This window comes from Variovorax sp. ZS18.2.2, assembly GCF_024701975.1.
Classification (GTDB): Bacteria; Pseudomonadota; Gammaproteobacteria; order Burkholderiales; family Burkholderiaceae_C; genus Variovorax.
In genome coordinates, this window is the sequence record NZ_JANLNM010000005.1 from 1 (window position 1) to 19,144 (window position 19,144).

Annotated in this window: 20 protein-coding genes and 2 riboswitches; of the genes, 13 read left to right on the forward strand and 7 right to left on the reverse strand. The window is 68.7% G+C overall.

What is annotated here, in order from left to right; all coding sequences use genetic code 11:
- Positions 1 to 139 (reverse strand): NAD-dependent epimerase/dehydratase family protein (locus NU688_RS19330; protein WP_257862826.1); only part of this gene is annotated, 139 nt, incomplete at its 3' end.
- Positions 140 to 254: 115 nt separating this feature from the next.
- A riboswitch (glycine riboswitch) is annotated at positions 255 to 355 on the forward strand.
- Positions 356 to 358: 3 nt separating this feature from the next.
- Positions 359 to 477, forward strand: a riboswitch (glycine riboswitch).
- 90 nt (positions 478 to 567) lie between these two features.
- On the opposite strand from NU688_RS19330, the gene NU688_RS19335 reads away from it, so the two are divergent.
- On the forward strand, positions 568 to 1,869 hold the full coding sequence (locus NU688_RS19335) for a D-amino acid dehydrogenase (RefSeq protein ID WP_257862425.1): 1,302 nt from the start codon (positions 568 to 570) through the stop codon (positions 1,867 to 1,869).
- A gap of 10 nt (positions 1,870 to 1,879) precedes the next feature.
- Here NU688_RS19335 and NU688_RS19340 read toward each other — a convergent pair whose 3' ends face one another.
- The 3 genes from NU688_RS19340 to NU688_RS19350 form a co-directional block, all read right to left on the reverse strand.
- Positions 1,880 to 3,157 carry an FIST C-terminal domain-containing protein gene (locus NU688_RS19340; RefSeq protein ID WP_257862426.1) on the reverse strand — a complete coding sequence of 426 codons (1,278 nt, stop codon included), beginning with the start codon at positions 3,155 to 3,157 and terminating at the stop codon, positions 1,880 to 1,882.
- A 45-nt stretch (positions 3,158 to 3,202) separates the two neighbouring features.
- Positions 3,203 to 3,973, reverse strand: a complete 771-nt coding sequence (locus NU688_RS19345) for a PhaM family polyhydroxyalkanoate granule multifunctional regulatory protein (RefSeq protein ID WP_257862427.1) — start codon at positions 3,971 to 3,973, stop codon at positions 3,203 to 3,205.
- Positions 3,974 to 4,064: 91 nt separating this feature from the next.
- A complete protein-coding gene (locus NU688_RS19350; RefSeq protein ID WP_257862428.1) occupies positions 4,065 to 5,510 on the reverse strand; it encodes a PLP-dependent aminotransferase family protein in 1,446 nt (481 codons plus the stop codon).
- Positions 5,511 to 5,613: 103 nt separating this feature from the next.
- Here NU688_RS19350 and NU688_RS19355 point away from each other — a divergent pair, with 103 nt between their 5' ends.
- The 9 genes from NU688_RS19355 to NU688_RS19395 all read left to right on the forward strand — a co-directional run bounded on the left by NU688_RS19355 (position 5,614) and on the right by NU688_RS19395 (position 13,059).
- The gene (locus tag NU688_RS19355; protein WP_257862429.1) at positions 5,614 to 6,213 is read left to right on the forward strand and encodes a LysE family translocator; all 600 of its coding nucleotides are present in this window, start codon (positions 5,614 to 5,616) and stop codon (positions 6,211 to 6,213) included.
- A complete protein-coding gene (locus tag NU688_RS19360) occupies positions 6,210 to 7,172 on the forward strand; it encodes a DMT family transporter (protein WP_257862430.1) in 963 nt (320 codons plus the stop codon). The genes NU688_RS19355 and NU688_RS19360 overlap by 4 nt, the downstream gene beginning before the upstream one ends.
- A 96-nt stretch (positions 7,173 to 7,268) precedes the next feature.
- The gene (locus NU688_RS19365) at positions 7,269 to 8,471 is read left to right on the forward strand and encodes a PLP-dependent aminotransferase family protein (RefSeq protein ID WP_257862431.1); all 1,203 of its coding nucleotides are present in this window, start codon (positions 7,269 to 7,271) and stop codon (positions 8,469 to 8,471) included.
- 17 nt (positions 8,472 to 8,488) lie between these two features.
- Positions 8,489 to 9,154, forward strand: a complete 666-nt coding sequence (locus NU688_RS19370; protein WP_257862432.1) for a LysE family translocator — start codon at positions 8,489 to 8,491, stop codon at positions 9,152 to 9,154.
- A gap of 5 nt (positions 9,155 to 9,159) precedes the next feature.
- Positions 9,160 to 9,801 carry a glutathione S-transferase family protein gene (locus NU688_RS19375; RefSeq protein ID WP_257862433.1) on the forward strand — a complete coding sequence of 214 codons (642 nt, stop codon included), beginning with the start codon at positions 9,160 to 9,162 and terminating at the stop codon, positions 9,799 to 9,801.
- A gap of 5 nt (positions 9,802 to 9,806) precedes the next feature.
- The gene (locus tag NU688_RS19380; protein WP_257862434.1) at positions 9,807 to 10,730 is read left to right on the forward strand and encodes a PhzF family phenazine biosynthesis protein; all 924 of its coding nucleotides are present in this window, start codon (positions 9,807 to 9,809) and stop codon (positions 10,728 to 10,730) included.
- A gap of 11 nt (positions 10,731 to 10,741) precedes the next feature.
- Positions 10,742 to 11,434: a VOC family protein gene (locus NU688_RS19385; protein WP_257862435.1), complete on the forward strand. Its 693-nt coding sequence runs from the start codon at positions 10,742 to 10,744 to the stop codon at positions 11,432 to 11,434.
- 1 nt (position 11,435) lies between these two features.
- Complete coding sequence (locus NU688_RS19390) at positions 11,436 to 12,068, forward strand: LysE family translocator (RefSeq protein WP_257862436.1); 633 nt, start codon at positions 11,436 to 11,438, stop codon at positions 12,066 to 12,068.
- A gap of 19 nt (positions 12,069 to 12,087) precedes the next feature.
- On the forward strand, positions 12,088 to 13,059 hold the full coding sequence (locus tag NU688_RS19395; RefSeq protein WP_257862437.1) for a threonine dehydratase: 972 nt from the start codon (positions 12,088 to 12,090) through the stop codon (positions 13,057 to 13,059).
- 7 nt (positions 13,060 to 13,066) lie between these two features.
- Here the strand turns inward: NU688_RS19395 and NU688_RS19400 are convergent, their stop codons facing one another.
- On the reverse strand, positions 13,067 to 13,894 hold the full coding sequence (locus NU688_RS19400; protein WP_257862438.1) for a creatininase family protein: 828 nt from the start codon (positions 13,892 to 13,894) through the stop codon (positions 13,067 to 13,069).
- A 70-nt stretch (positions 13,895 to 13,964) separates the two neighbouring features.
- On the opposite strand from NU688_RS19400, the gene NU688_RS19405 reads away from it, so the two are divergent.
- Positions 13,965 to 14,762, forward strand: a complete 798-nt coding sequence (locus tag NU688_RS19405; RefSeq protein ID WP_257862439.1) for an SDR family oxidoreductase — start codon at positions 13,965 to 13,967, stop codon at positions 14,760 to 14,762.
- Positions 14,763 to 15,131: 369 nt separating this feature from the next.
- Here the strand turns inward: NU688_RS19405 and NU688_RS19410 are convergent, their stop codons facing one another.
- Positions 15,132 to 16,040 (reverse strand): LysR family transcriptional regulator, encoded by a 909-nt coding sequence (locus NU688_RS19410; protein WP_257862440.1) that lies wholly within the window; start codon positions 16,038 to 16,040, stop codon positions 15,132 to 15,134.
- A gap of 86 nt (positions 16,041 to 16,126) precedes the next feature.
- Between NU688_RS19410 and NU688_RS19415 the strand changes: the two genes are divergently transcribed.
- A complete protein-coding gene (locus NU688_RS19415; RefSeq protein ID WP_257862441.1) occupies positions 16,127 to 17,137 on the forward strand; it encodes a zinc-binding alcohol dehydrogenase family protein in 1,011 nt (336 codons plus the stop codon).
- Positions 17,138 to 17,155: 18 nt separating this feature from the next.
- The gene (locus NU688_RS19420; RefSeq protein ID WP_257862442.1) at positions 17,156 to 17,719 is read left to right on the forward strand and encodes a GNAT family N-acetyltransferase; all 564 of its coding nucleotides are present in this window, start codon (positions 17,156 to 17,158) and stop codon (positions 17,717 to 17,719) included.
- 17 nt (positions 17,720 to 17,736) lie between these two features.
- Here NU688_RS19420 and NU688_RS19425 read toward each other — a convergent pair whose 3' ends face one another.
- Positions 17,737 to 19,113, reverse strand: a complete 1,377-nt coding sequence (locus NU688_RS19425; protein WP_257862443.1) for a sorbosone dehydrogenase family protein — start codon at positions 19,111 to 19,113, stop codon at positions 17,737 to 17,739.
- Positions 19,114 to 19,144: the final 31 nt, after the last annotated feature.

The following is a 19,144-nucleotide window of genomic DNA, read 5'->3' on the forward strand; positions in this document are numbered from 1 at the left end:
CCTTGAGCGACGCGAGCGTCTCCAGGTTGCCCGCATAGGTCAGTTTGTCCAGATTCACGACCGGCTCATCGCTTTGCGCGATCCAGTCGAGTACGAAATTGGCGCCAATGAAGCCCGCGCCGCCGGTTACCAGGATCATGAGGTCCCCTGTTGTTGTGGAACGATCGCCCTCCGGCGAAATGAACGGAGGATTATCCCATCGGCCCAAGGGGCCGAAACCCGGGGTTGGCGCATCCGCGGTGCCCGCCTACAATCGCCGCACTGCAGGAGAGCGGGCCACCCCGGTGGCCCTACCGAAGGCGCAAACTCCCATAAACGCTCAGGTCGGCCCGAACAAGGGGTCAGTACTGCATCACATCAAACGCCGTCTGGAGAGCCATCGCACCCTGCAAAGGTGTCGCGATGCACCGAAGGAGCAAACCCGTTGCAAAAGTGCAACAGGTGAATCTCTCAGGTACCGAGGACAGGGGGAGCGGCAACTTGGACGGCGGACGTCCGGTTGCTTGCTATTGAATCAGTAGCACACCACGCCCGCCATTCAAGCGCTGCACCTCAAAGGTACCTGCAATGCGCGTGATCGTTCTTGGCGCCGGCCTGCTCGGCGTGACTTCGGCTTATTACCTCCAGCAACTCGGCCACGAAGTGACCGTCATCGACCGGCAGGCCACCCCCGCCGCCGAAACCAGCTTCGCCAACGGCGGGCAAATATCAGTCAGCCACGCCGAGCCCTGGGCCAACCCCAGCGCGCCGCTCAAGGTGCTGCAGTGGCTGGGCAAGGAAGACGCCCCGCTGCTCTTTCGCATCCGCGCCGACATGCGCCAGTGGCTCTGGGGCCTGCAGTTTTTGCGCGAATGCACGCCGGCGCGCACGAAGCACAACATCGAGCAGATCGTGCGCCTGGGCACCTACAGCCGCGACACGCTGCAGCAGCTGCGCCGCGACACGGGCCTGAGCTACGACCAGCGCACCCAGGGCATCCTGCATTTCTATACGACACAGAAGGAGTTCGACGGCGCACTCAAGCCGGCCGAGCAGATGCGCGCCCTCGGCTGCGAGCGGCTGGTGATCTCGGCCGACGAGGCGGTGAAGATCGAGCCCGCCCTCGCCCACATCCGCTCCCAGCTGGCCGGCGCCACCTACACGGCCGAGGACGAATCCGGCGACGCCAACCGCTTCGCCCGCGAGCTGGTCGGCCTCGCCGCCGCGGCCGGCGTGAAGTTCCTCATGAGCCACACCGTCACCGCGCTGCGCGAAGCCGGCGGCAGCATCGACCACGTCGAGGCGACCGACAACGAAGGCCGCTTCCAGCGCATCCGCGGAGACGCCTTCGTGCTCGCGATGGGATCGCTCAGCCCGCTGTACGCCGCGCCGCTGGGCATCCGCCTGCCGATCTACCCGGCCAAGGGCTACTCGGTGACGCTGCCCGTCAAGGACGCGTCGAAGGCGCACCAAGTCTCGCTGACCGACGACGAATACAAGCTCGTGTTCTCGCGCTACACGTCTGAATCGGGCGACCGCCTGCGCATCGCCGGCACGGCCGAGCTCAATGGCTACGACCGCGACCTGAACCGTGTGCGCTGCGAAGCCATCGTGCGCCGCGTCGAGGAACTGTTCCCCGGCGCCGGCGACACCACGCAGGCCCAGTTCTGGACGGGCCTGCGCCCCGCGACGCCGAGCAACGTGCCGATGATCGGCAAGACGAAGCTGCCGAACCTGTACCTGAACACAGGCCACGGCACGCTGGGCTGGACGCATGCGTGCGGATCGGGCAAGTCGATCGCTCGGATCGTGAGCGGGCTGGCGCCGGAGGTGGACTTTGCGTTCACCGGCATGCCGGCGCCGCAGCCGCGCGTGCTGCAAGCGGCCTGATCGCGATCCGTCAATCCTTGCTGGTGAACACCGTCAACACACCGGTGTAGCCATACAGGTGGTGCCGGGCGATTTCACCTGCGGCGAAGAAGCCGACCAGCGGCACGTCGCCCAGCGCGTGGCGCACGATCTGCAGTTCGGCGCCAGGTGCGCCGAAGTGCGGCCCGCCGCGCCCGGAGCAGCTCACGTACACCGCGCCCGCGATGCGGCGCGCGGGGTGCGGCGCGGCCTCCGCTTCGCCAGCAGCGACGGCACGGGCGGTGGCCAGCGTCTGCTCTTCCGGCTCCAGCTCTTCGCGGATCTCCGCGCAGATGCGCATCAGGTCGGCCCGCGCAGCCTGCGCATTGCGGCGACAGAAGGTCAGCCGCATGCCGGCCTCGGCCGTGTCGGCGATCGCGATGCCGCGGCGCGTCGGGTCCAGGCCGATGATGTGGCGCACCAGCACGTCGGCGCCCAGGTCGCCGGTGCGGCGCACGCCGTCGCTGCCCGCGTCGGCCAGGCCGACCAGCGTGTTGCGCACGGCGTCGATGGCTTCCTGCGGCCGTTCGAGCGACACCTGCAGGTCGGCCAGCAGCACATCGAGCGCGGGCTCGCCGTCGAGCTTGAGCAGGAGGTTGCCGTCGGCCTCGGTGATCTCGCGCTCGCGCACGCCCGAGCGCAGCGGCTGGCAGCCCTGCGTGACGCGCGACACCACCCGCACGCCTTCGCCGAACACCACGCCCGACAGGCCGCCCGAGAACACGCCGCCCGCGGCGCCGTGGCCGCGGATGTTGCCGTTGCCGCCCACCGCGAACTGCAGCGCACCGCCACGGCCCGACGAGAGTCCGCCGAAGAGATAGCCGGTGTCGACGCGGCCGGCCATCTCGCCGATCAGCTCGGTGAGGTCGGGCGTTGCGGGGTCGGCATGGACGAGCGCGGTGTGCGCCTCGAACCCGCTCATCTCCGAATTGCTCAGCGGCGCCACGCCCGAGAACACGCGGTACTGGTCGCTCGGCAGCGCACAGAGCATGAGGCTCATGCCCGGTTCGTCGAAGTACTCGGCGTTGTTGGCCGAGACGCCGATGCCGACGGTGCCCGACCAGTCGGTCACCTCGGGCAGTTCAGCGCTCAGGTGATCGAGGATGTCCTGCGCCTCGGCTGCGTAGTGGTCGGTGATGTAGAGCAGCCCGAGCGTCGGCGCCGACGCGTAGTCGGGCAGGGCCATCTGCGCGCGCAACTGGGCCAGCACGAGACCGGCCGCCATGCGCCATTGCGGATGGGTGGCATGACCAGTGGGAAACAACTTCATGATGCGTGCCAACCCGTTCTCTTCAAAAGTGGAATGTGTAGGACGTCAGCGGCGGCCGGTGGTTCGCTTGCGCGCGGTGGCCGACGTCTTTTTCTTCGCGGCGGGCGTTGCCGCCTTCCTGGCCGCAGTTCTCGCCGCAGTTTTGGCCGCGGGCTTCTTTGCTACGGCCGTCGTCTTGCCCATCACCTTGCCGACCGCATCGGCCAGCGGCTGGGCCATGGCGGGGACCTTGAGCTGGGCCGCGTCCTGCAGCGCCGTGCTGGCGATCTGCTGGAACTGCTCGGTCAGCGAGCCCCACCATTGCATCGGATCGACCACGCCTTCGGCGGCAGCCGACTTGCCCGAGGCGGGCTTGGCGCGCGGCTTTTTCCTGGGCGCCGGTGCTTCTTCTTCCTCGATCTCGGTTTCGTCTTCTTCCTCGACCGGCTCGGGTTCGGGCGCGGCGGTGGCTGCAAAAGGTGCAGGGGCCGGCGCGGCTGCGGCCTGCTTGGTGAACACGCTCGCCAGGTCTTCCATCCGCACGTTCATGCCGCGCAGGGTCGAGAGCGTCATCTTCTGCACCTCGAGCGCCTGGATCGTGGCCTTGAGCGCATGGCCGTTCTGCTCGAGCCAGTACTGCACGGTCTTGAGTTCCTGGATGCGCTTGTCGACCTCTTCCACGCTCAGCGTGGGCGCCACCCAGCTCGCCAGGCTCGGGATGCCCGGCACCGACGATGCGGCGCCGGTGCCTGCGGCGGCGCCCCCGGCCAGGTTCTTCAGGAAGTCGAATCCGGGGACGAACTGGCTGAAGTTGAAAGGTTGGCTGGCGTTGGTCATGCGGGAGGTCTCCTGGCTGGGTTTTCTTGTGCTGGCAGCTTACTCCAAGCCCCCGGCCTTTGGCCCGCCAGGCGCCGCCTTTTACCCGCCGTCAGAGCTCGCTTCGAACCTTGCTGAAGACCTTCCAGAAGGTCGCGTCCTGCGAGGTCGCGAAGTTGATCCGCATCATGGTGCTCGGTGGCCGGCGCGCATGGAACAGCGAGCCCGGCGCCAGCAGGTAGCCCTGATCGAGCATGCGCTGGGTCAGCGCGTCGGTGTCGACGCCCGTGTCGACCCAGCCGAACAGCCCCGCCGGCTCCGAGGCGAAGGTGCAGCCGTGCGACATCGCGAGCTTCACCGACCGCCCGCGCGCGCCGTCGAGCCGGATGCGCACGCGCTCCGCATGCCGGCGCAACTGCCCCTGGTCGATGCACCACGACAAGGCCCGCTCGAACAGCGTGGGCGAGGTCAGCGTGGCCAGGAGCTTGGTCTCCAGCAGCCGCTCCTTCAGCGCGGGCGGCGCGGCCAGGAAGCCGATGCGCCAGTTGGGCGCGATGATCTTGGCGAAGCCGCTCACGTAGACGGTGCGCTGCAGCCCGTCGAGCGCGCTCAGCCGCGTAGCGTGCTCGGGTGCGAGGTGGCTGTAGGTGTCGTCCTCGACGATGTGGAAGTCGTGCTCGTTCGCCAGCTTGAGCACCCGGTGGGCGCTCCCGGGCGTAAGGCTGTAGCCGGTCGGGTTGTGCAGCACGCTCACGCTCACGAAGAGCTTGGGCTTGTGCAGCACGCAGTACTGCGCCATCACCTCCAGGTCGGGCCCGTCGGCGCGGCGCGGCACCGGCAGGATGCGCATGCCCAGCGCCTCGAGCCGCGCGAACTCCAGCGCCCAGCCGGGCTCCTCGACCATCACCGGATCGCCCGGGCGCAGCAGCGTGCGGCTCACGATGTCCAGCGCATGGGTCGCGCCGATGGTGGTGATGATCTGGTCCGGCGCGGCCGGCACGTTGATGCCCACCAGCTTCTGCGAGAGGCTGCGGCGCAGGCTCATGTCGCCGGCGGGCTCGCCGTACTGGAGCGACAGCTCCTGCAGCACGGCTGTACTGGTCATGCGCCGCACGGCCGTGGGCATGAAGGTGGACGACATCCAGTCCGGCGGGAACACGCCCATGCCGGGCTGCGGCTTGTCGCTCGGGCGGTGGAACATGCTGCGGATCAGCGAACTGGCGTCGGCTGGGACGCGCGAGGCCATCATCTGCACGGCCATCGCCGCCGGCATGCCGCTCAGGCCCGGCGCACCCGCGCCGTTGCTCGGGCGGCTGTCCTGTACCGGTGCCGAATCCCGCACGTAGAAGCCGCGCTGCCGGCGGGCTTCTACGAGGCCCTGCGCGAGCAGTTGGTCGTAGGCGGCGACCACCGTGTACGGGCTCACGCCCTGCTGCCGCGCGCATTCGCGCACCGAGGGCAGCCGGGCACCGGGCGGCAGCAACCGGGTGCGGATGCGCTCGGCCAAACGGTCGGCCAGTTGGCCGGTCAACGACTGGGTGGAGGTTCGAGTCAGCATGCTGTGTCGATGGGCTGTGTCGAAGGAATGACCAATACAGATTCCCTATTTGTCCGATCATCTGTACTGGCACTGTAATGGTCACAAGTTTAGAGTGTGTGCCATGAACTGGCAAGAATTCACCGCGCTGCTGGTGCTGGCCACGGCGATGAGTTTTTCGCCCGGCCCCAACACCACGCTTTCCACCGCCCTGGCGGCCAACGGCGGACTGCCGCGCGCGATGCGCTTCGTGGTCGCGGTGCCGATCGGCTGGACGCTGCTGCTGGCGATCTGCGCCGCCGGCCTCGGCGCGCTGGTGGTGGCGGTGCCGCCGCTGCGCCTGGCGATCAAGGGCCTGGGCATCGCCTACTTGCTGTGGCTGGCGTACAAGCTCAGCGGCAGCGCCAAGCTCGGCAAGGCCGACAGCGCCAGCCTCTCGGTCGGTTTCGGCCAGGGCGTGATGCTGCAGTTCGTCAACATCAAGGCCTGGCTCCTCGCGCTCACGCTGGTGGCCGGGTGGATCGCCGGCCAGCCCGATGCCCTCTCGCGCTTCGCCATCGTCGCGCCGGTGATGCTGTTCTATGCCTTCACCAGCAACTTCGCCTATGCGCTGGTCGGTGCGCTGCTGCGCGATTGGCTGGCCAAGGGCAAGCGCCTTTTGTGGTTCAACCGCGCGATGGGGTTGGTGCTGGTGCTCACGGCCTGGTGGATGGTGAGCGTATGAGCGGCCGGTTGAACATCAAGGACGAGACGCTGGGCATGTGGCTCGGGGTGCTCGGCGTCGCCATGTTCGCCATCACGCTGCCGATGACACGGCTGGCCACCGGCTCGCAAGACGCACCGCAGCTCTCGCCCTGGTTCGTCACGCTCGGGCGCGCGGCGCTGGCAGGCGTGCTGTCGGCCATCTTCCTCATCGTCACGCGCTCGCCGCGGCCGGCCGCGCACCAGTGGCGGCCGCTGGGCATCGCGGTGCTGGGCAATTGCATCGGCTTTCCGCTGCTGTTGGCCTATGCGCTGCGTGTGGTCACGGCCAGCCACGCGGCGGTGGTGACGGCGCTGCTGCCGCTGGTCACCGCGGCGGTCGCCGCATGGGTGCTGCATCAGCGTGCGCGGCTGGGCTTCTGGCTCTGCGCCATCGCGGGCAGCCTGCTGGTGGTGGTGTTCTCGGTGCTGCGCGCGAGCCAGAGCGGCCATGGCTTCGGCTTCGAATGGGCCGACCTGCTGCTGGTGGGCGCGGTCATCGCGGCGTCGTTCGGCTACATCTACGGCGCGCAGGTCACGCCTTCGCTGGGCGCCGAGCGGGTGATCTGCTGGGTCTGCGTGATGGCACTGCCCTTCACGCTGCCGGCCACGCTGGCGCTGTGGCCGACGCAGCCCATCGCCACGGCGTCGTGGCTGGGCTTCGTCTACGTCGGCATGTTCTCGATGTGGATCGGCTTCTTCGCCTGGTACCGCGGCCTCGCCCTCGGCGGCGCACTGCGCGTGAGCCAGACGCAACTGCTGCAGCCCTTTCTGTCGATCCTCGCGTCGATCCCGATCCTGGGCGAACCGCTCGATGTGGTGACGCTGGGCTTCGCGATCGCGGTGGTGGCCACGGTGGTCATCGGCAAGCGGCTCTCGCAGCCGCAGGCCGCACCGGTAGCGGCGCCGCTCCCAGCGGGCGCAGCCGGAAGAAGCCGATGACCGCTCCACTCCGCGCCGGTTGCAACAAAATCCATGTTGCAACCCATGGCGACCTGCCATCGAATCTCACCTCACCCGCCTGAAAGAAGAAACGCCATGAACTGGAAACTCGCCGCCCGCGCCGCCAAGATGAACCCGTCGGTGCTGCGTGAAATCCTCAAGGTCACCGAACGCCCCGGCATCATCAGCCTGGCGGGTGGCCTGCCCTCGCCCAAGACCTTCCCGATCCAGGCTTTTGCCGACGCCTGCGCCGAAGTGCTGCACAACGACGGCCAGGCCGCGCTGCAGTACGCCGCGAGCGAAGGCTATGCGCCGCTGCGCCAGGCCGTGGCCGACATGCTGCCGTGGAACGTCGATCCCGCACAGGTGCTCATCACCACCGGCTCGCAGCAGGGCCTGGACCTCGTGGCCAAGGTGCTGATCGATCCGGGCAGCAAGGTGCTGGTCGAAACGCCCACCTACCTCGGCGCGCTGCAGGCCTTCGGCCCGATGGAGCCGAACCCGATGAGCGTGGCGAGCGACGAAGACGGCGTGATCGTCGACGACCTCGTGGCCAAGGCGAAGGACGCACGCTTCGTCTACCTGCTGCCCAACTTCCAGAACCCGACGGGCCGCACCATGACGGAAGAGCGACGCGCCGCCGTCTCTGCCGCCGCCGCCGAAGCGGGCCTCCCGATCATCGAAGACAACCCTTATGGCGAACTCTGGTTCGACGAAGCCCCGCCGCTGCCGCTGACCGCGCGCAACCCCGAGGGCTGCATCTACCTGGGTTCGTTCTCGAAGGTGCTGGCGCCCGGCCTGCGCCTGGGCTTCCTGGTCGCGCCGAAGGCCATCTACCCGAAGCTGCTGCAGGCCAAGCAGGCGGTCGACCTGCACACCCCGATCTTCACGCAGCGCATGGTGTCGGCCGTGATGAAGGACGGTTTCCTCGACCGCCACGTGCCCACGATCCGCGCACTCTACAAGCGCCAGCGCGACGCGATGATCGCCGCGCTCACCCGCGAGATGGCCGGCCTGGACGTGAAGTTCAACGCGCCCAAGGGCGGCATGTTCCTGTGGGCGCGCCTGCCCGAGGGCATCGACACCGTGAAACTGCTGCCCAAGGCGGTCGAGCGCAACGTGGCCTTCGTGCCCGGCGCGCCGTTCTACGCGGGCCTGGGCGATCCGCGCACGCTGCGCCTGTCGTTCGTGACGGCCAGCGAGGAGGAAATAGCCACCGCCATCGCCGCGCTCGCGCTCACGCTGCGCGAAGAGCTGGCACTGCTCGGCGAGCACAAGCTCGCGCCTGCATCGGTCTAAGGCAAGGGGACCTGCCGATGATCGGACTCGCGACGCTCTCGCTCTTTCTGCTCGCGGTGCTGGCGCTGTTCCTCTCGCCTGGACCGAACATGGCCTTCGTGCTCTCGCACGGCGTGGCGCACGGCCCGCGCGGCGGGTTCGCGGCGGCGATCGGCATCTCGGCGGCCGACCTGGTGCACACGCTCTTTGCGGCGACCGGCGTCACTGCGCTGGTCGCAGCGTGGCCGCCGTCGTTCGACGTGCTGCGCTATGCGGGCGCGCTGTACCTGGTGTGGCTCGCGGTGCAAGCGCTGCGCAGTGGTGGCGGCCTTCGCATGGGTGCGCAGGCCCAGCCCGCTGGCTTCGGGCGCATCGTGCGCATGGCGCTCTTGAACAACCTCGTCAATCCGAAGGCGCTGCTGTTCTTCATGGTGTTCCTGCCGCAGTTCGTCGATCCGTCGCGCGGCAGCGTGGCGCTGCAGCTGGTGCAACTGGGCGTCGTTCTTTCGATGGCCGCGCTTGCGTTCAACACACTGCTGGGCGCCTGCAGCGGACAGGTCGGGCGCTGGCTGCAGCGCCGGCCTGGCGCCGAGAAATTCCAACGCACCCTGCTCGCGCTGGTGATGGTCGGCCTGGCCATCCGCCTGCTGATGCTCGACCGACCCGCGGCCTCCGTAGCCGCACTTCCCACTCAAGGACACTGAACACCATGCTCAACATCTGGGGCCGCATCAGCTCGATCAACGTCCGCAAAGTCGTGTGGTGCGCGCAAGAGCTCGGCCTGGACTTCCAGCGCACCGAGGCCGGCGGCAAGTTCGGCATGGTGCAGACGCCCGAATACCTCGCGCTCAACCCGAATGCGATGGTGCCGACCATCGACGACGGCGAAGGCGCCGAGCGCGTGACGCTCTGGGAGTCGAACGTGATCCTGCGCTACCTCTGCGCCAAGCATTCGCACGGCACCCTCTATCCGAGCGAACTGCCCGCGCGCTTCGACGCCGAGCGCTGGATGGACTGGCAGCAGACCACGCTCAACCGCGCGAGCCACGGCGCTTTCATCCAATGGGTGCGCACGCCGCCGTCGGAACGCCAGCCGGCATTGATCGAGGCCTCGGTGCGCCAGAGCGAAGCGCTGTTCGCCATGCTCGACACGCACCTCGCGCAGCGCGCCTACATGGGCGGCGAGCGCTTCACCATGGCCGACATTCCCGTGGGCTGCGAAGCGCACCGCTGGTTCGGCCTGCCGGGCGCCGAGTACCGCCGGCCCAGTTGGCCGAATGTGGAGCGCTGGTACGCCGATCTTCTTTCCCGCCCGGGCGCGCGCGGCGTGCTCGACCTAGCCCTCGAATGAACCCGATGAAATCCCGCCCCTTCAAGCAAGTCGACGTCTTCACCGCCACGGCCTACCGCGGCAATCCGCTCGCCGTGGTCATCGACGGCGCGGACCTGGACGATGCCGCGATGCAGCGCTTCGCGCAGTGGACCAACCTGTCCGAGACCACCTTCCTCCTGCCGCCGACCGAACCGACGGCCGACTACCGCGTGCGCATCTTCACGCCCGGTGGCGAGCTGCCCTTTGCGGGCCACCCGACCATCGGCAGCTGCCACGCGTGGCTGCAGGCCGGCGGCAAGTCCAAGGTGGCCGGCCGCGTGGTGCAGCAATGCGGCGCGGGCCTCGTGCCGCTGCGCCGCGACGGCGACCGGCTGGCCTTTGCCGCGCCGCCGCTCAAGCGCAGCGCGCCGAGCCCCGCGCTGCTGGCCAAGGTGGCCGGCGCGCTCGGGTTGAAGGCGCAGCAGATCATCGCGGCGCAGGTGCTGGACAACGGCCCGGTCTGGTTCGGCCTGCTGGTCGAGGATGCCGATGCGGTGCTGGCGCTGCAGCCCGACCACCGCATGCTCAAGGAACTGGGCGTGAAGGCCGGCGTGGCGGGCGTGCCCGCGGCGGTCGACATCTCGCCGCTGATCGGCCGCTCGAACCGCGAGGCCCGTGCCTTCGGCAACCGCAAGGCCGCCGAGTACGACGACGGCGCGAAGATCGACCTCGAAGTGCGTGCCTTCGCCGAACCGATCGGCGTGCAGGAAGACCCGGTCACCGGCAGCCTGAACGCGAGCCTGGCCGAATGGCTGATCGCCGACGGCCACATGCCCGAGCGCTACCTCGCCGCGCAGGGCCAGTGCCTCGGCCGCGCGGGCCGCGTGTACATCGAGCGCGACGGCGAAGGAAAGATCTGGGTCGGCGGCGATGCCGTGACCTGCGTCGACGGCAACGTCACGCTCTGAGAGGCTTTGCCATGCACGCCGAACTCGACCACCTGGTGATCGCCGCCGCTTCGCTGGCCGAGGGCGTGGCGTGGTGCGAAGCAACGCTCGGCGTCACGCCCGGGCCGGGCGGCGCGCATCCGCTGATGGGCACGCACAACCGGCTGCTGAATGTGGCGAGCGATGCGTTCCCGCGTGTCTATGCGGAAATCATCGCGATCGAGCCCGGCAAGGAGCCATCGCGGCCCGGCACGCGCCGCTGGTTCGACCTGGACGATGCGGCGCTGCAGGCCGGCCTCGCGCAGCACGGGCCGCACCTGATCCACTTCGTCGCGCGCGTGCCCGATGCCGTCGCCGCAACGCGCGCGCTGGCCCACGAGGAGCACGCGCACATCGACCGCGGTCAGTTGCTCGAGGCCTCGCGCGACACGCCGGCCGGGCGGCTCGAATGGCAGATCACGGTGCGCGACGACGGCCAGCGCCTGTTCTACGGCGCGCTGCCGACGTTGATCCAATGGGGGCCGGTGCATCCAGTCGATGCCATGCCCGCCTCGGGTCTCGCGCTGCGCTCGCTGCATGTCGCGCATCCGCGCGCACCTGCGCTTGCCGCCGCGCTCTCGGCCATCGGCATGGGCGCCCTGAAGGTGGACGCCGGCCCGCCGAACCTCGTTGCGGTGTTCGACACGCCGCGCGGCCCCGTCACGCTCGAATCCAAAGGACTCTGACATGCTGACCCTGACCGAGATCGCCTGGTTCGCCCTCGCCTCGCTGCTGCTGGCGCTCACGCCGGGGCCGAACATGATCTATTGCGTCTCGCGCACGCTGATCCAGGGCCGCCGCGCGGGAATGATCTCGCTGGGCGGTGTGCTGATGGCGTTCCTGGTGCACCTGTTCGCCGCCGCACTCGGGCTCACCGCGCTGCTGCTGGCGGTGCCGCTCGCGTTCGATGCGATCCGCATCGCCGGCGCGGCCTACCTGCTGTGGCTCGCATGGCAGGCGGTGCGACCCGGCGGCAACGCGCCCTTCGAGGCGCGCGCGCTGCCGGCCGATCCACCGGGCAAGCTGTTCCGCATGGGCTTTCTCACGAACCTGCTGAACCCGAAGGTGGCGATGTTCTACCTGTCGTTCTTTCCGCAGTTCATCCATCCCGAACGCGGCTCGGTGCTGCTGCAGAGCGTGCAGCTGGGCATAGCGCAGATGGCGAGCAGCGCGGTGGTCAACACGGTGATGATCTTCGGCGCCGCGAGCATCACCGCGGTGCTGTCGCAAAGCGCCGGCTGGCTGCGCGCGCAGCGCTACGTGATGGGCAGCGTGCTGGCCGCGCTGGCGGTGCGGGTCGCCCTGACAGAACGCAAGTAAGCCAACAAGAAGGACCTCCGTGAAATTCACCCGCGAAGAGATCGAAGCCGCACAGCGCACCGTGCATGCGGCGATGCCGCCCACGCCGCAATACACCTGGCCGCTGCTGTCGCAGCGCCTGGGCGCCACGCTCTGGGCCAAGCACGAGAACCACACGCCGGTCGGCGCCTTCAAGATCCGCGGCGGCCTGACCTACTTCGAGACCCTCGCGCGCGAGCAGCCCGAAGTGCGCCACGTGATCAGCGCGACGCGCGGCAACCACGGCCAGTCGCTCGGCTTCGCAGCGCGGCGGCATGGGCTGGGCGCGACCATCGTGGTGCCGCACGGCAATTCGCAGGAGAAGAACGCCGCGATGCGCGCGCTCGGCGTCACGCTGGTCGAGCATGGCGACGACTTCCAGGCGGCGTCGGAACACGCGGCCCTGCTGGCCGAGCGTGACGCGCTGCACCGCGTGCCCTCGTTCCATCGCGAATTGGTGCGCGGCGTATCGACCGCGTATGTCGAATTCTTCAGCGCGTTGAAGGACGCACCGCCCGACGTGCTGTTCGTGCCCATCGGCCTGGGGTCGGGCTTTGCCGGCGCGGCCGTGGCACGCGCGCATTGCGGCGTGTCGACCAAGATCATCGGCGTGGTGTCGGCCCACGCGACGGCGTACCGCGATTCCTTCCGCGCGGGCAAGCCGGTCGAGTCGCCGGTCAGCACGCGACTGGCCGACGGCATGGCCTGCCGCGTGCCGGTGCCCGAATCGGTCGAGGTGATCCTGCGCGAAGCCGACGACGTGATCACCGTGACCGACGACGAGGTGGGCGAGGCGATGCGCATCCTTTTCAGCGACACGCACAACGTGGCCGAAGGCGCCGGGGCCGCCGCATTGGCTGGCGCGCTTCAGCAGCAGGCGCGCTGGCGCGGGAAGACGGTGGGCGTCAGCGTGAGCGGCGGCAATGTCGATTCCGACATGTTCGCTGGCGTGCTCGCGCGCAACGCGTCCTGAAGACGGATCAGGGAAGCGGCTGGGTGTTGGCCGTGTCCAGCGGCAGGCGCGACACCTCCGCCAGCAGCAGCGCCAGTTGCTGGGCGGCCGCATCGACGACCGCCTGCCCCTTCGCCGCCGTCGCCGCGGCCGCGTTGCCGGCCGCGCCCTGCGCGTTGTAGTCCTCCATCGCCCAGCCGAGCTTGGCGCTCTTGCCGTTGCCGAGGATCGCGTAGTCGGTGGCGCGCTGCTCCGAAGTCGATCGGAAATCCTTCGCCTCGCCCATGCGCACGAGTTGCGGGGTCAGCGCCAGCATCATCGAGGTCTCGATCTCGCCCGCGTGCACGCCGAAGCGGTGCTCCCCCGCGCTGAACTGCGCGCCCGCATCGCCCAGCGGCAGGTTGAACCAGCTCACGCTGTAGACGATGAGCCCGTGCGCCGCACGCAGCTCGCGCGCCACGATGTCCATCGCGCCCACATGGCCGCCGTGCGCATTGAAGAGCACCAGCTTCTTCACGCCGGCGCGCGCGACGCCGGCGCCGATTTCGCTCCACATGCGGATCAGGGTCTCGGCCGACAGCGTGAGCGTGCCCGCGAAACGAGCGTGCTCGGGGCTGAGGCCGATCTGCTGGGTCGGCAGGAACAGCACCGGCAGATCCGCCGGCAGCAGCGGCAGCGATGCGGCCACGATGCCGTCGGCCAGCACCGTGTCCACGCCCAGCGGCAGGTGCGGACCGTGCTGCTCGGTGGCGCCCAACGGCAGCACCGCCACGGTGGCTGCCACATCGAGCGATGCGAAGTCGCGCGTGGTGAGGTGAGACCAGAAGCGGGGCAGGGATACCGGGGATGCGTTCATCCGGCGATCTTAGAGCGGTGATTCAATCCACGCGACTCCCAGATCGGCAACCTCTCCCAAGGACATTCCCATGGATCTCCAGCTCCAGGATCAGCACGTTCTCATCACCGGCGGCAGCAAGGGCATCGGCCTGGCCTGCGCGCTGGGCTTCCTGCGCGAGGGCGCGCGCGTGAGCCTCGTCTCGCGCGACCTGCAGAACCTGGAGCAGGGCCGCAAGACGCTCGTCGACAGCTTCGCCGGGGCCGAAGGCCGGGTCTCGGTGCATGCCGCCGACCTGAAGGACCCGGCCAGCGCCGTGGCCGCGTTCGATGCGGCCGAAAAAGCCTTCGGCCCGGTCGACGTGCTCGTCAACTCGGCCGGCGCCGCGCGCCGCACCCCGCCCGACGACCTGACTCCCGCCGCGTGGCACGACGCGATGGACGCGAAGTACTTCACCTACATCCACATGATCGACCCGGTGGTCAAGCGCATGGGCCAGCGCGGCCGCGGCGCGATCGTCAACGTGATCGGCCAGGGTGGCAAGGTCGCGAGCCCCGTGCACATGGCCGGCGGCGCGGCCAATGCGGCGCTGATGCTGGTGAGCGCCGGCATGGCCGCCGCCTATGCCGCCAAGGGCGTGCGCGTGAACGCGGTGAACCCCGGCCTCACGCTGACCGCGCGGCTGCAGGAAGGCATGAAGGCCGACGCGAAGCTGCAGGGCATCGACACCGACGAGGCCTTGAAGCGCGCCACCGCGCGGCTGCCGCTGGGGCGCATCGCGACGCCGGAAGAGATTGCCAACACGGTGGTGTTTCTGGCGTCGCCGAAGGCAAGCTATGTGACGGGAGCGATCGTGGCGATGGATGGGGCGGTCACGCCGATGATTTGAGGGCGTGCGCTTTAGCCCGCCGCCGCCCTCACCCCAGCCCTCTCCCCAAGGGGAGAGGGAGCAAATCCAAAGCCGAGCGAAGCGAAGGCCCGAAAGAAATCAGAGGGCCGAGCAAAGCGATGGCCCGCCCCGAAGCCCTTCTGTATGCGCCGAGGAGCGCAGCGTTTCGCGGATCAGGGCTCGCAGCTGTTTGAGCGAAGCGAGTTCTGCGAGACCCCGCGAAACGCGAGCACCGCAGGTTGCCCGTAGCGAAGCGGAGGGACGCAGACAGCAGGGTCGCCTTTTCTTTGCTTACTTTCTTTTGGCGAAGCAAAAGAAAGTGAGTCGCCCGCCGGGGCGAGACCCGGCCAGCAGCCTCAAAAAAACCAATCAAGAACCAAGCCTCAACCCCTCGAACTTCAACGCAAGAAAATCAACGAACGCCCGCACCCGCGCCGGCACAAAGCGCCCACTAGGCAACAGCGCATGCAGCGGATAAGGCTCAGTCTGCCAATCAGTCATGAGGTGCACCAGCCGCCCGCTGCGAATGTCGTCGCGCACATCGAGCGCCGACTTCAGCGTGATGCCATACCCCGCCACCGCCCACTCGCGCGCCAGCGAGGCGTCATCCACGCTGCGGTTGCCGCTCACCCGCACCTCGGTCCACTGCCCGTTCTGCGCAAACCGCCAGATGCGGTGCCGCCGCCCGCCGCGATTGAAGATCAGGCAGTTGTGATGCACCAGATCCTGCGGCGTCTTCGGCGCGGGATGGCGGCCGAGGTACTCGGGCGAGGCCGTCAGCAACGGATTCGTCACCGCAAAAGGCCGCGCCACCAGCCGCGAATCGGCCAGCGCGCCATAACGCAGCGCCACGTCGACCTCGTCGCGCATCACGTCCAGCGGGCGGTCGCCGACCGAAAGCGAGAGCTGCACGCCGGCATGCAAGGCAAGGAATTCGTCGAACCACGGCAAGAGCGTGCTGCGCGTGAGATCGGACGGCGCAGCGACCCGCAGGGTGCCGACCAGTTCGCCGCGGTCCGCCGTGACCAGCGACTCGCCCTCGTCGAGCAGCTCGAACGCCCGTACCGCATAGTCGAGCAGCGTCTGCCCCTGCGGCGTGAGGCGCATCGCACGCGTGGAACGCTCGAACAGACGCGCCCCGAGCTGGGTTTCCAGCCGCTTGAGCGTGGCGCTGGCGGCCGCCGGCGTGATGCCCAGCGCATGGGCCGCGGCCGTGAGCGTGCCGCCCCGCGCCGTGTGCACGAGCACCTGCAGGTCCGATGTATTTTCAATCTTCATTTGAAAGTGTTGCTGTTTCAGGCAGTCTTATCAAATGCCCGTTGCCATCCTACAGTCGAGCCATCGTTACAGAAAGGTCCCCCGTCATGAAAGCCATCGGTTACTACCAGCCCCTTCCCATCGACAACGCCGAGTCGCTGCAGGACATCGAACTGCCCGCGCCCGTCGCCGGTGCGCGCGACCTGCTGGTGCGCGTGAAGGCGGTGTCGGTCAACCCGGTCGACACCAAGGTCCGCAAGAACGCCGCGCCTGAAGCCGGGCAGGCCAAGGTCCTCGGCTGGGATGCGGTCGGCATCGTCGAAGCCATCGGCAGCGGCGTCGAGAACTTCAAGGTCGGCGACCGCGTGTACTACGCGGGCTCGATCATTCGCCCCGGCGCCAATTCGGAGCTGCATGCGGTGGACGAGCGCATCGCCGCGATCGCACCGAAGAGCCTGGACGACGCGCAGGCCGCCGCACTCCCGCTGACCACCATCACCGCGTATGAACTGCTGTTCGACCGCCTGCAGGTGCCCAAGGGCGGCGGCGCGGGCCAGACGCTGCTGATCACCGGCGGTGCCGGCGGCGTGGGCTCCATCCTCATCCAGCTCGCACGCCAGCTCACGCAGCTGCGCGTGATCGCCACCGCCTCGCGCCCCGAAACACGCGAGTGGTGCCTGGCGCTCGGCGCGCACGTGGTCATCGACCACTCGAAGCCGCTGGCCGCGGAGCTCAAGGCCGCAGGCATCGGCGAGGTCGACATGGTCGCCAGCCTCACGCAGACCGAGCAGCACTACGCGCAGATCATCGAGAGCCTGAAGCCCCAGGGCCAGCTCGCGGTGATCGACGACATGAAGGTGCTCGACGCGATGCTGTTGAAGACCAAGTGCATCTCGCTGCACTGGGAATTGATGTTCACGCGCTCGCGCTTCACCACGCCCGACATCGCCGAGCAAGGCGCGCTGCTGGCCGAGGTAGCCGCGCTGGTCGACGCGGGCCGCATCCGCACGACGGCAAATGCGAGCTTCGGCACCATCAACGCCGCGAATTTGAAGAAGGCGCATGCGCTCATCGAAAGCGGCAAGGCGCAGGGCAAGGTGGTGCTGGCCGGGTTCTGAGTCAGCACAATCGGTCGCATGACCGACAACGCTCAACCCCTCATTGAATTCGAAACGCCGCGCCTGCGGCTGAGGCAATGGCGCGAGAGCGATCTCGCGCCTTTTGCCGCGATGGCGGCCGACCCGCAGGTGATGGAATTTCTGCTGCCTTTGCCCACGCGCGCCGACAGCGATGCGTCGGCCGGCCGCGCCAGGGCGCTCATCGAGCAGAACGGCTGGGGCTTCTGGGCTGTCGAGCACAAAGCCACAGGCGAATTCATCGGCTTCACGGGGCTGAACGTGCCGCTGGCCACCCTGCCGTTTTCACCGTGCGTCGAGATCGGCTGGCGCTTTGCGCGCCACACGTGGGGCCAGGGCTTCGCGATCGAGGCCGCGCGCGGCGCGTTGCAGGTCGGCTTCGAACGGCTGGGGTTCGACGAGATCGTGGCCTTCACCACGGTCGGCAACCTGCGCTCGGCCGCGGTGATGGAGCGCATCGGCATGCACGAGGACGTGGCCGGCGCGTTCGACCATCCGGCCGTACCCGCGGGGAGCGCGCTGCTTGCGCACCGGCTCTTCCGCATCCGCCGCCCGCAGCGCTGAGGCTTGCCTACCGGGGCTTATTGCGGCTTGGCCCGCGACACGCGCCACACCGCGTTGCCCACGTCATCGGCCACCAGCAGCGCACCGCTCTTGTCGAGCGCCACGCCCACCGGCCGGCCTTGCGCCTTCTCATCCGCAGTAAGAAAGCCGGTGAGGATGTCCACCGGCGGCCCGCTCGGCTTGCCGCCGATGAAGGGCACGAACACCACCTTGTAGCCCGACTTGGGCTTGCGGTTCCACGAGCCGTGCTCGCCGATGAAGACGCCGCTCGCGAATTCCGGCGGCATGCCGCGCGCGTGGGAGAAGGCCATGCCCAGCGGCGCGACGTGCGAGCCGAGCGCGTAGTCGGGCGCGATGGCCTTGGCCGCCATGTCGGGGTTCTGCGGCGTGACGCGCGCATCGACGATGCCGCCGTAGTAGGTCCAGGGCCAGCCATAGAACGCGCCTTCCTTCACCGAAGTGAGGTAGTCGGGCACGAGGTCGCTGCCGATCTCGTCGCGCTCGTTCACCACGGTCCACAGCGCGTTGGTGTCGGGGTCCCAGCCCATGCCGTTGGGATTGCGCAGGCCGCTGGCGAAGAGGCGCTTTTCGCCGGTCTTCGCATCGACCTCCCAGATCGCGGCACGGCCTTCCTCGGCCGCGAGGCCGTTCTCGCCGATGTTGCTGTTGGAGCCGACCGTCACGTAGAGCTTCGTGCCGTCGGCATTGGCGATCACGTTCTTGGTCCAGTGGTGGTTGATGCCCGCGGGCAGTTGCGTGACCAGCGTGGGATTGGCCTTCACCGAGGTCTCGCCCTCGGTGTAGGGCACCTTCACGAGCGCATCGGCATTCGCGATGAAGAGTTCGTTGCCCACCAGCGCCATCCCGTAGGGCGACATGAGGTTGGTCATGAAGACCTGCCTGACCTCGGCCACGCCGTCGCCGTCGGCATCGCGCAGGAGGGTGATGCGGTTGGCGCTGGGCACGCCGGCGCCCGCGCGGCCCATGACCTTGCCCATGACCCAGTTGCGGATCTGGGCGATCGGCCCGCTGCCGCCGTCGCTGCTGCCGCCGGGCTTGGGCGGCTTGTTGCTCTCGGCCACCAGCACGTCGCCGTTGGGCAGGGTGTAGACCCAGCGCGGGTGGTCGAGGCCGCGTGCGAGCGCCGTCACGCGCAGGCCTTCGGCGGGGGTGGGCGCGGCGGTGTCGGTCCAGCCGACGGCGGGTGCCACGTTGACGGTGGGAATCAGGGTCTTGTTCGGCTCGGCCAGCTGCGGGCGGGGGCCGGTCGTGACCTCGGGGGTCAGCTTGGCGGCCTCGCCGCAGCCCGCGAGCAATGCGGCCGCGACGGCCAGGGCGGACAACTGCCAGATCGAAGAGCCGATACGGGTGGGTGCTTGCTGCGGAACTTTCATGCGTGATCCTTCGCGGCGGGGGCCGCATACC

Coding starts and splice junctions, on each gene's coding strand:
- NU688_RS19410 (WP_257862440.1), bottom strand. CDS start 16,040: ATGAAGATTGAAAATACATCGGACCTGCAGGTGCTCGTGCACACGGCG.
- NU688_RS19405 (WP_257862439.1), top strand. CDS start 13,965: ATGGATCTCCAGCTCCAGGATCAGCACGTTCTCATCACCGGCGGCAGC.
- NU688_RS19370 (WP_257862432.1), top strand. CDS start 8,489: ATGATCGGACTCGCGACGCTCTCGCTCTTTCTGCTCGCGGTGCTGGCG.
- NU688_RS19380 (WP_257862434.1), top strand. CDS start 9,807: ATGAAATCCCGCCCCTTCAAGCAAGTCGACGTCTTCACCGCCACGGCC.
- NU688_RS19385 (WP_257862435.1), top strand. CDS start 10,742: ATGCACGCCGAACTCGACCACCTGGTGATCGCCGCCGCTTCGCTGGCC.
- NU688_RS19400 (WP_257862438.1), bottom strand. CDS start 13,894: ATGAACGCATCCCCGGTATCCCTGCCCCGCTTCTGGTCTCACCTCACC.
- NU688_RS19425 (WP_257862443.1), bottom strand. CDS start 19,113: ATGAAAGTTCCGCAGCAAGCACCCACCCGTATCGGCTCTTCGATCTGG.
- NU688_RS19420 (WP_257862442.1), top strand. CDS start 17,156: ATGACCGACAACGCTCAACCCCTCATTGAATTCGAAACGCCGCGCCTG.
- NU688_RS19335 (WP_257862425.1), top strand. CDS start 568: ATGCGCGTGATCGTTCTTGGCGCCGGCCTGCTCGGCGTGACTTCGGCT.
- NU688_RS19390 (WP_257862436.1), top strand. CDS start 11,436: ATGCTGACCCTGACCGAGATCGCCTGGTTCGCCCTCGCCTCGCTGCTG.
- NU688_RS19340 (WP_257862426.1), bottom strand. CDS start 3,157: ATGAAGTTGTTTCCCACTGGTCATGCCACCCATCCGCAATGGCGCATG.
- NU688_RS19350 (WP_257862428.1), bottom strand. CDS start 5,510: ATGCTGACTCGAACCTCCACCCAGTCGTTGACCGGCCAACTGGCCGAC.
- NU688_RS19345 (WP_257862427.1), bottom strand. CDS start 3,973: ATGACCAACGCCAGCCAACCTTTCAACTTCAGCCAGTTCGTCCCCGGA.
- NU688_RS19355 (WP_257862429.1), top strand. CDS start 5,614: ATGAACTGGCAAGAATTCACCGCGCTGCTGGTGCTGGCCACGGCGATG.
- NU688_RS19365 (WP_257862431.1), top strand. CDS start 7,269: ATGAACTGGAAACTCGCCGCCCGCGCCGCCAAGATGAACCCGTCGGTG.
- NU688_RS19415 (WP_257862441.1), top strand. CDS start 16,127: ATGAAAGCCATCGGTTACTACCAGCCCCTTCCCATCGACAACGCCGAG.
- NU688_RS19375 (WP_257862433.1), top strand. CDS start 9,160: ATGCTCAACATCTGGGGCCGCATCAGCTCGATCAACGTCCGCAAAGTC.
- NU688_RS19360 (WP_257862430.1), top strand. CDS start 6,210: ATGAGCGGCCGGTTGAACATCAAGGACGAGACGCTGGGCATGTGGCTC.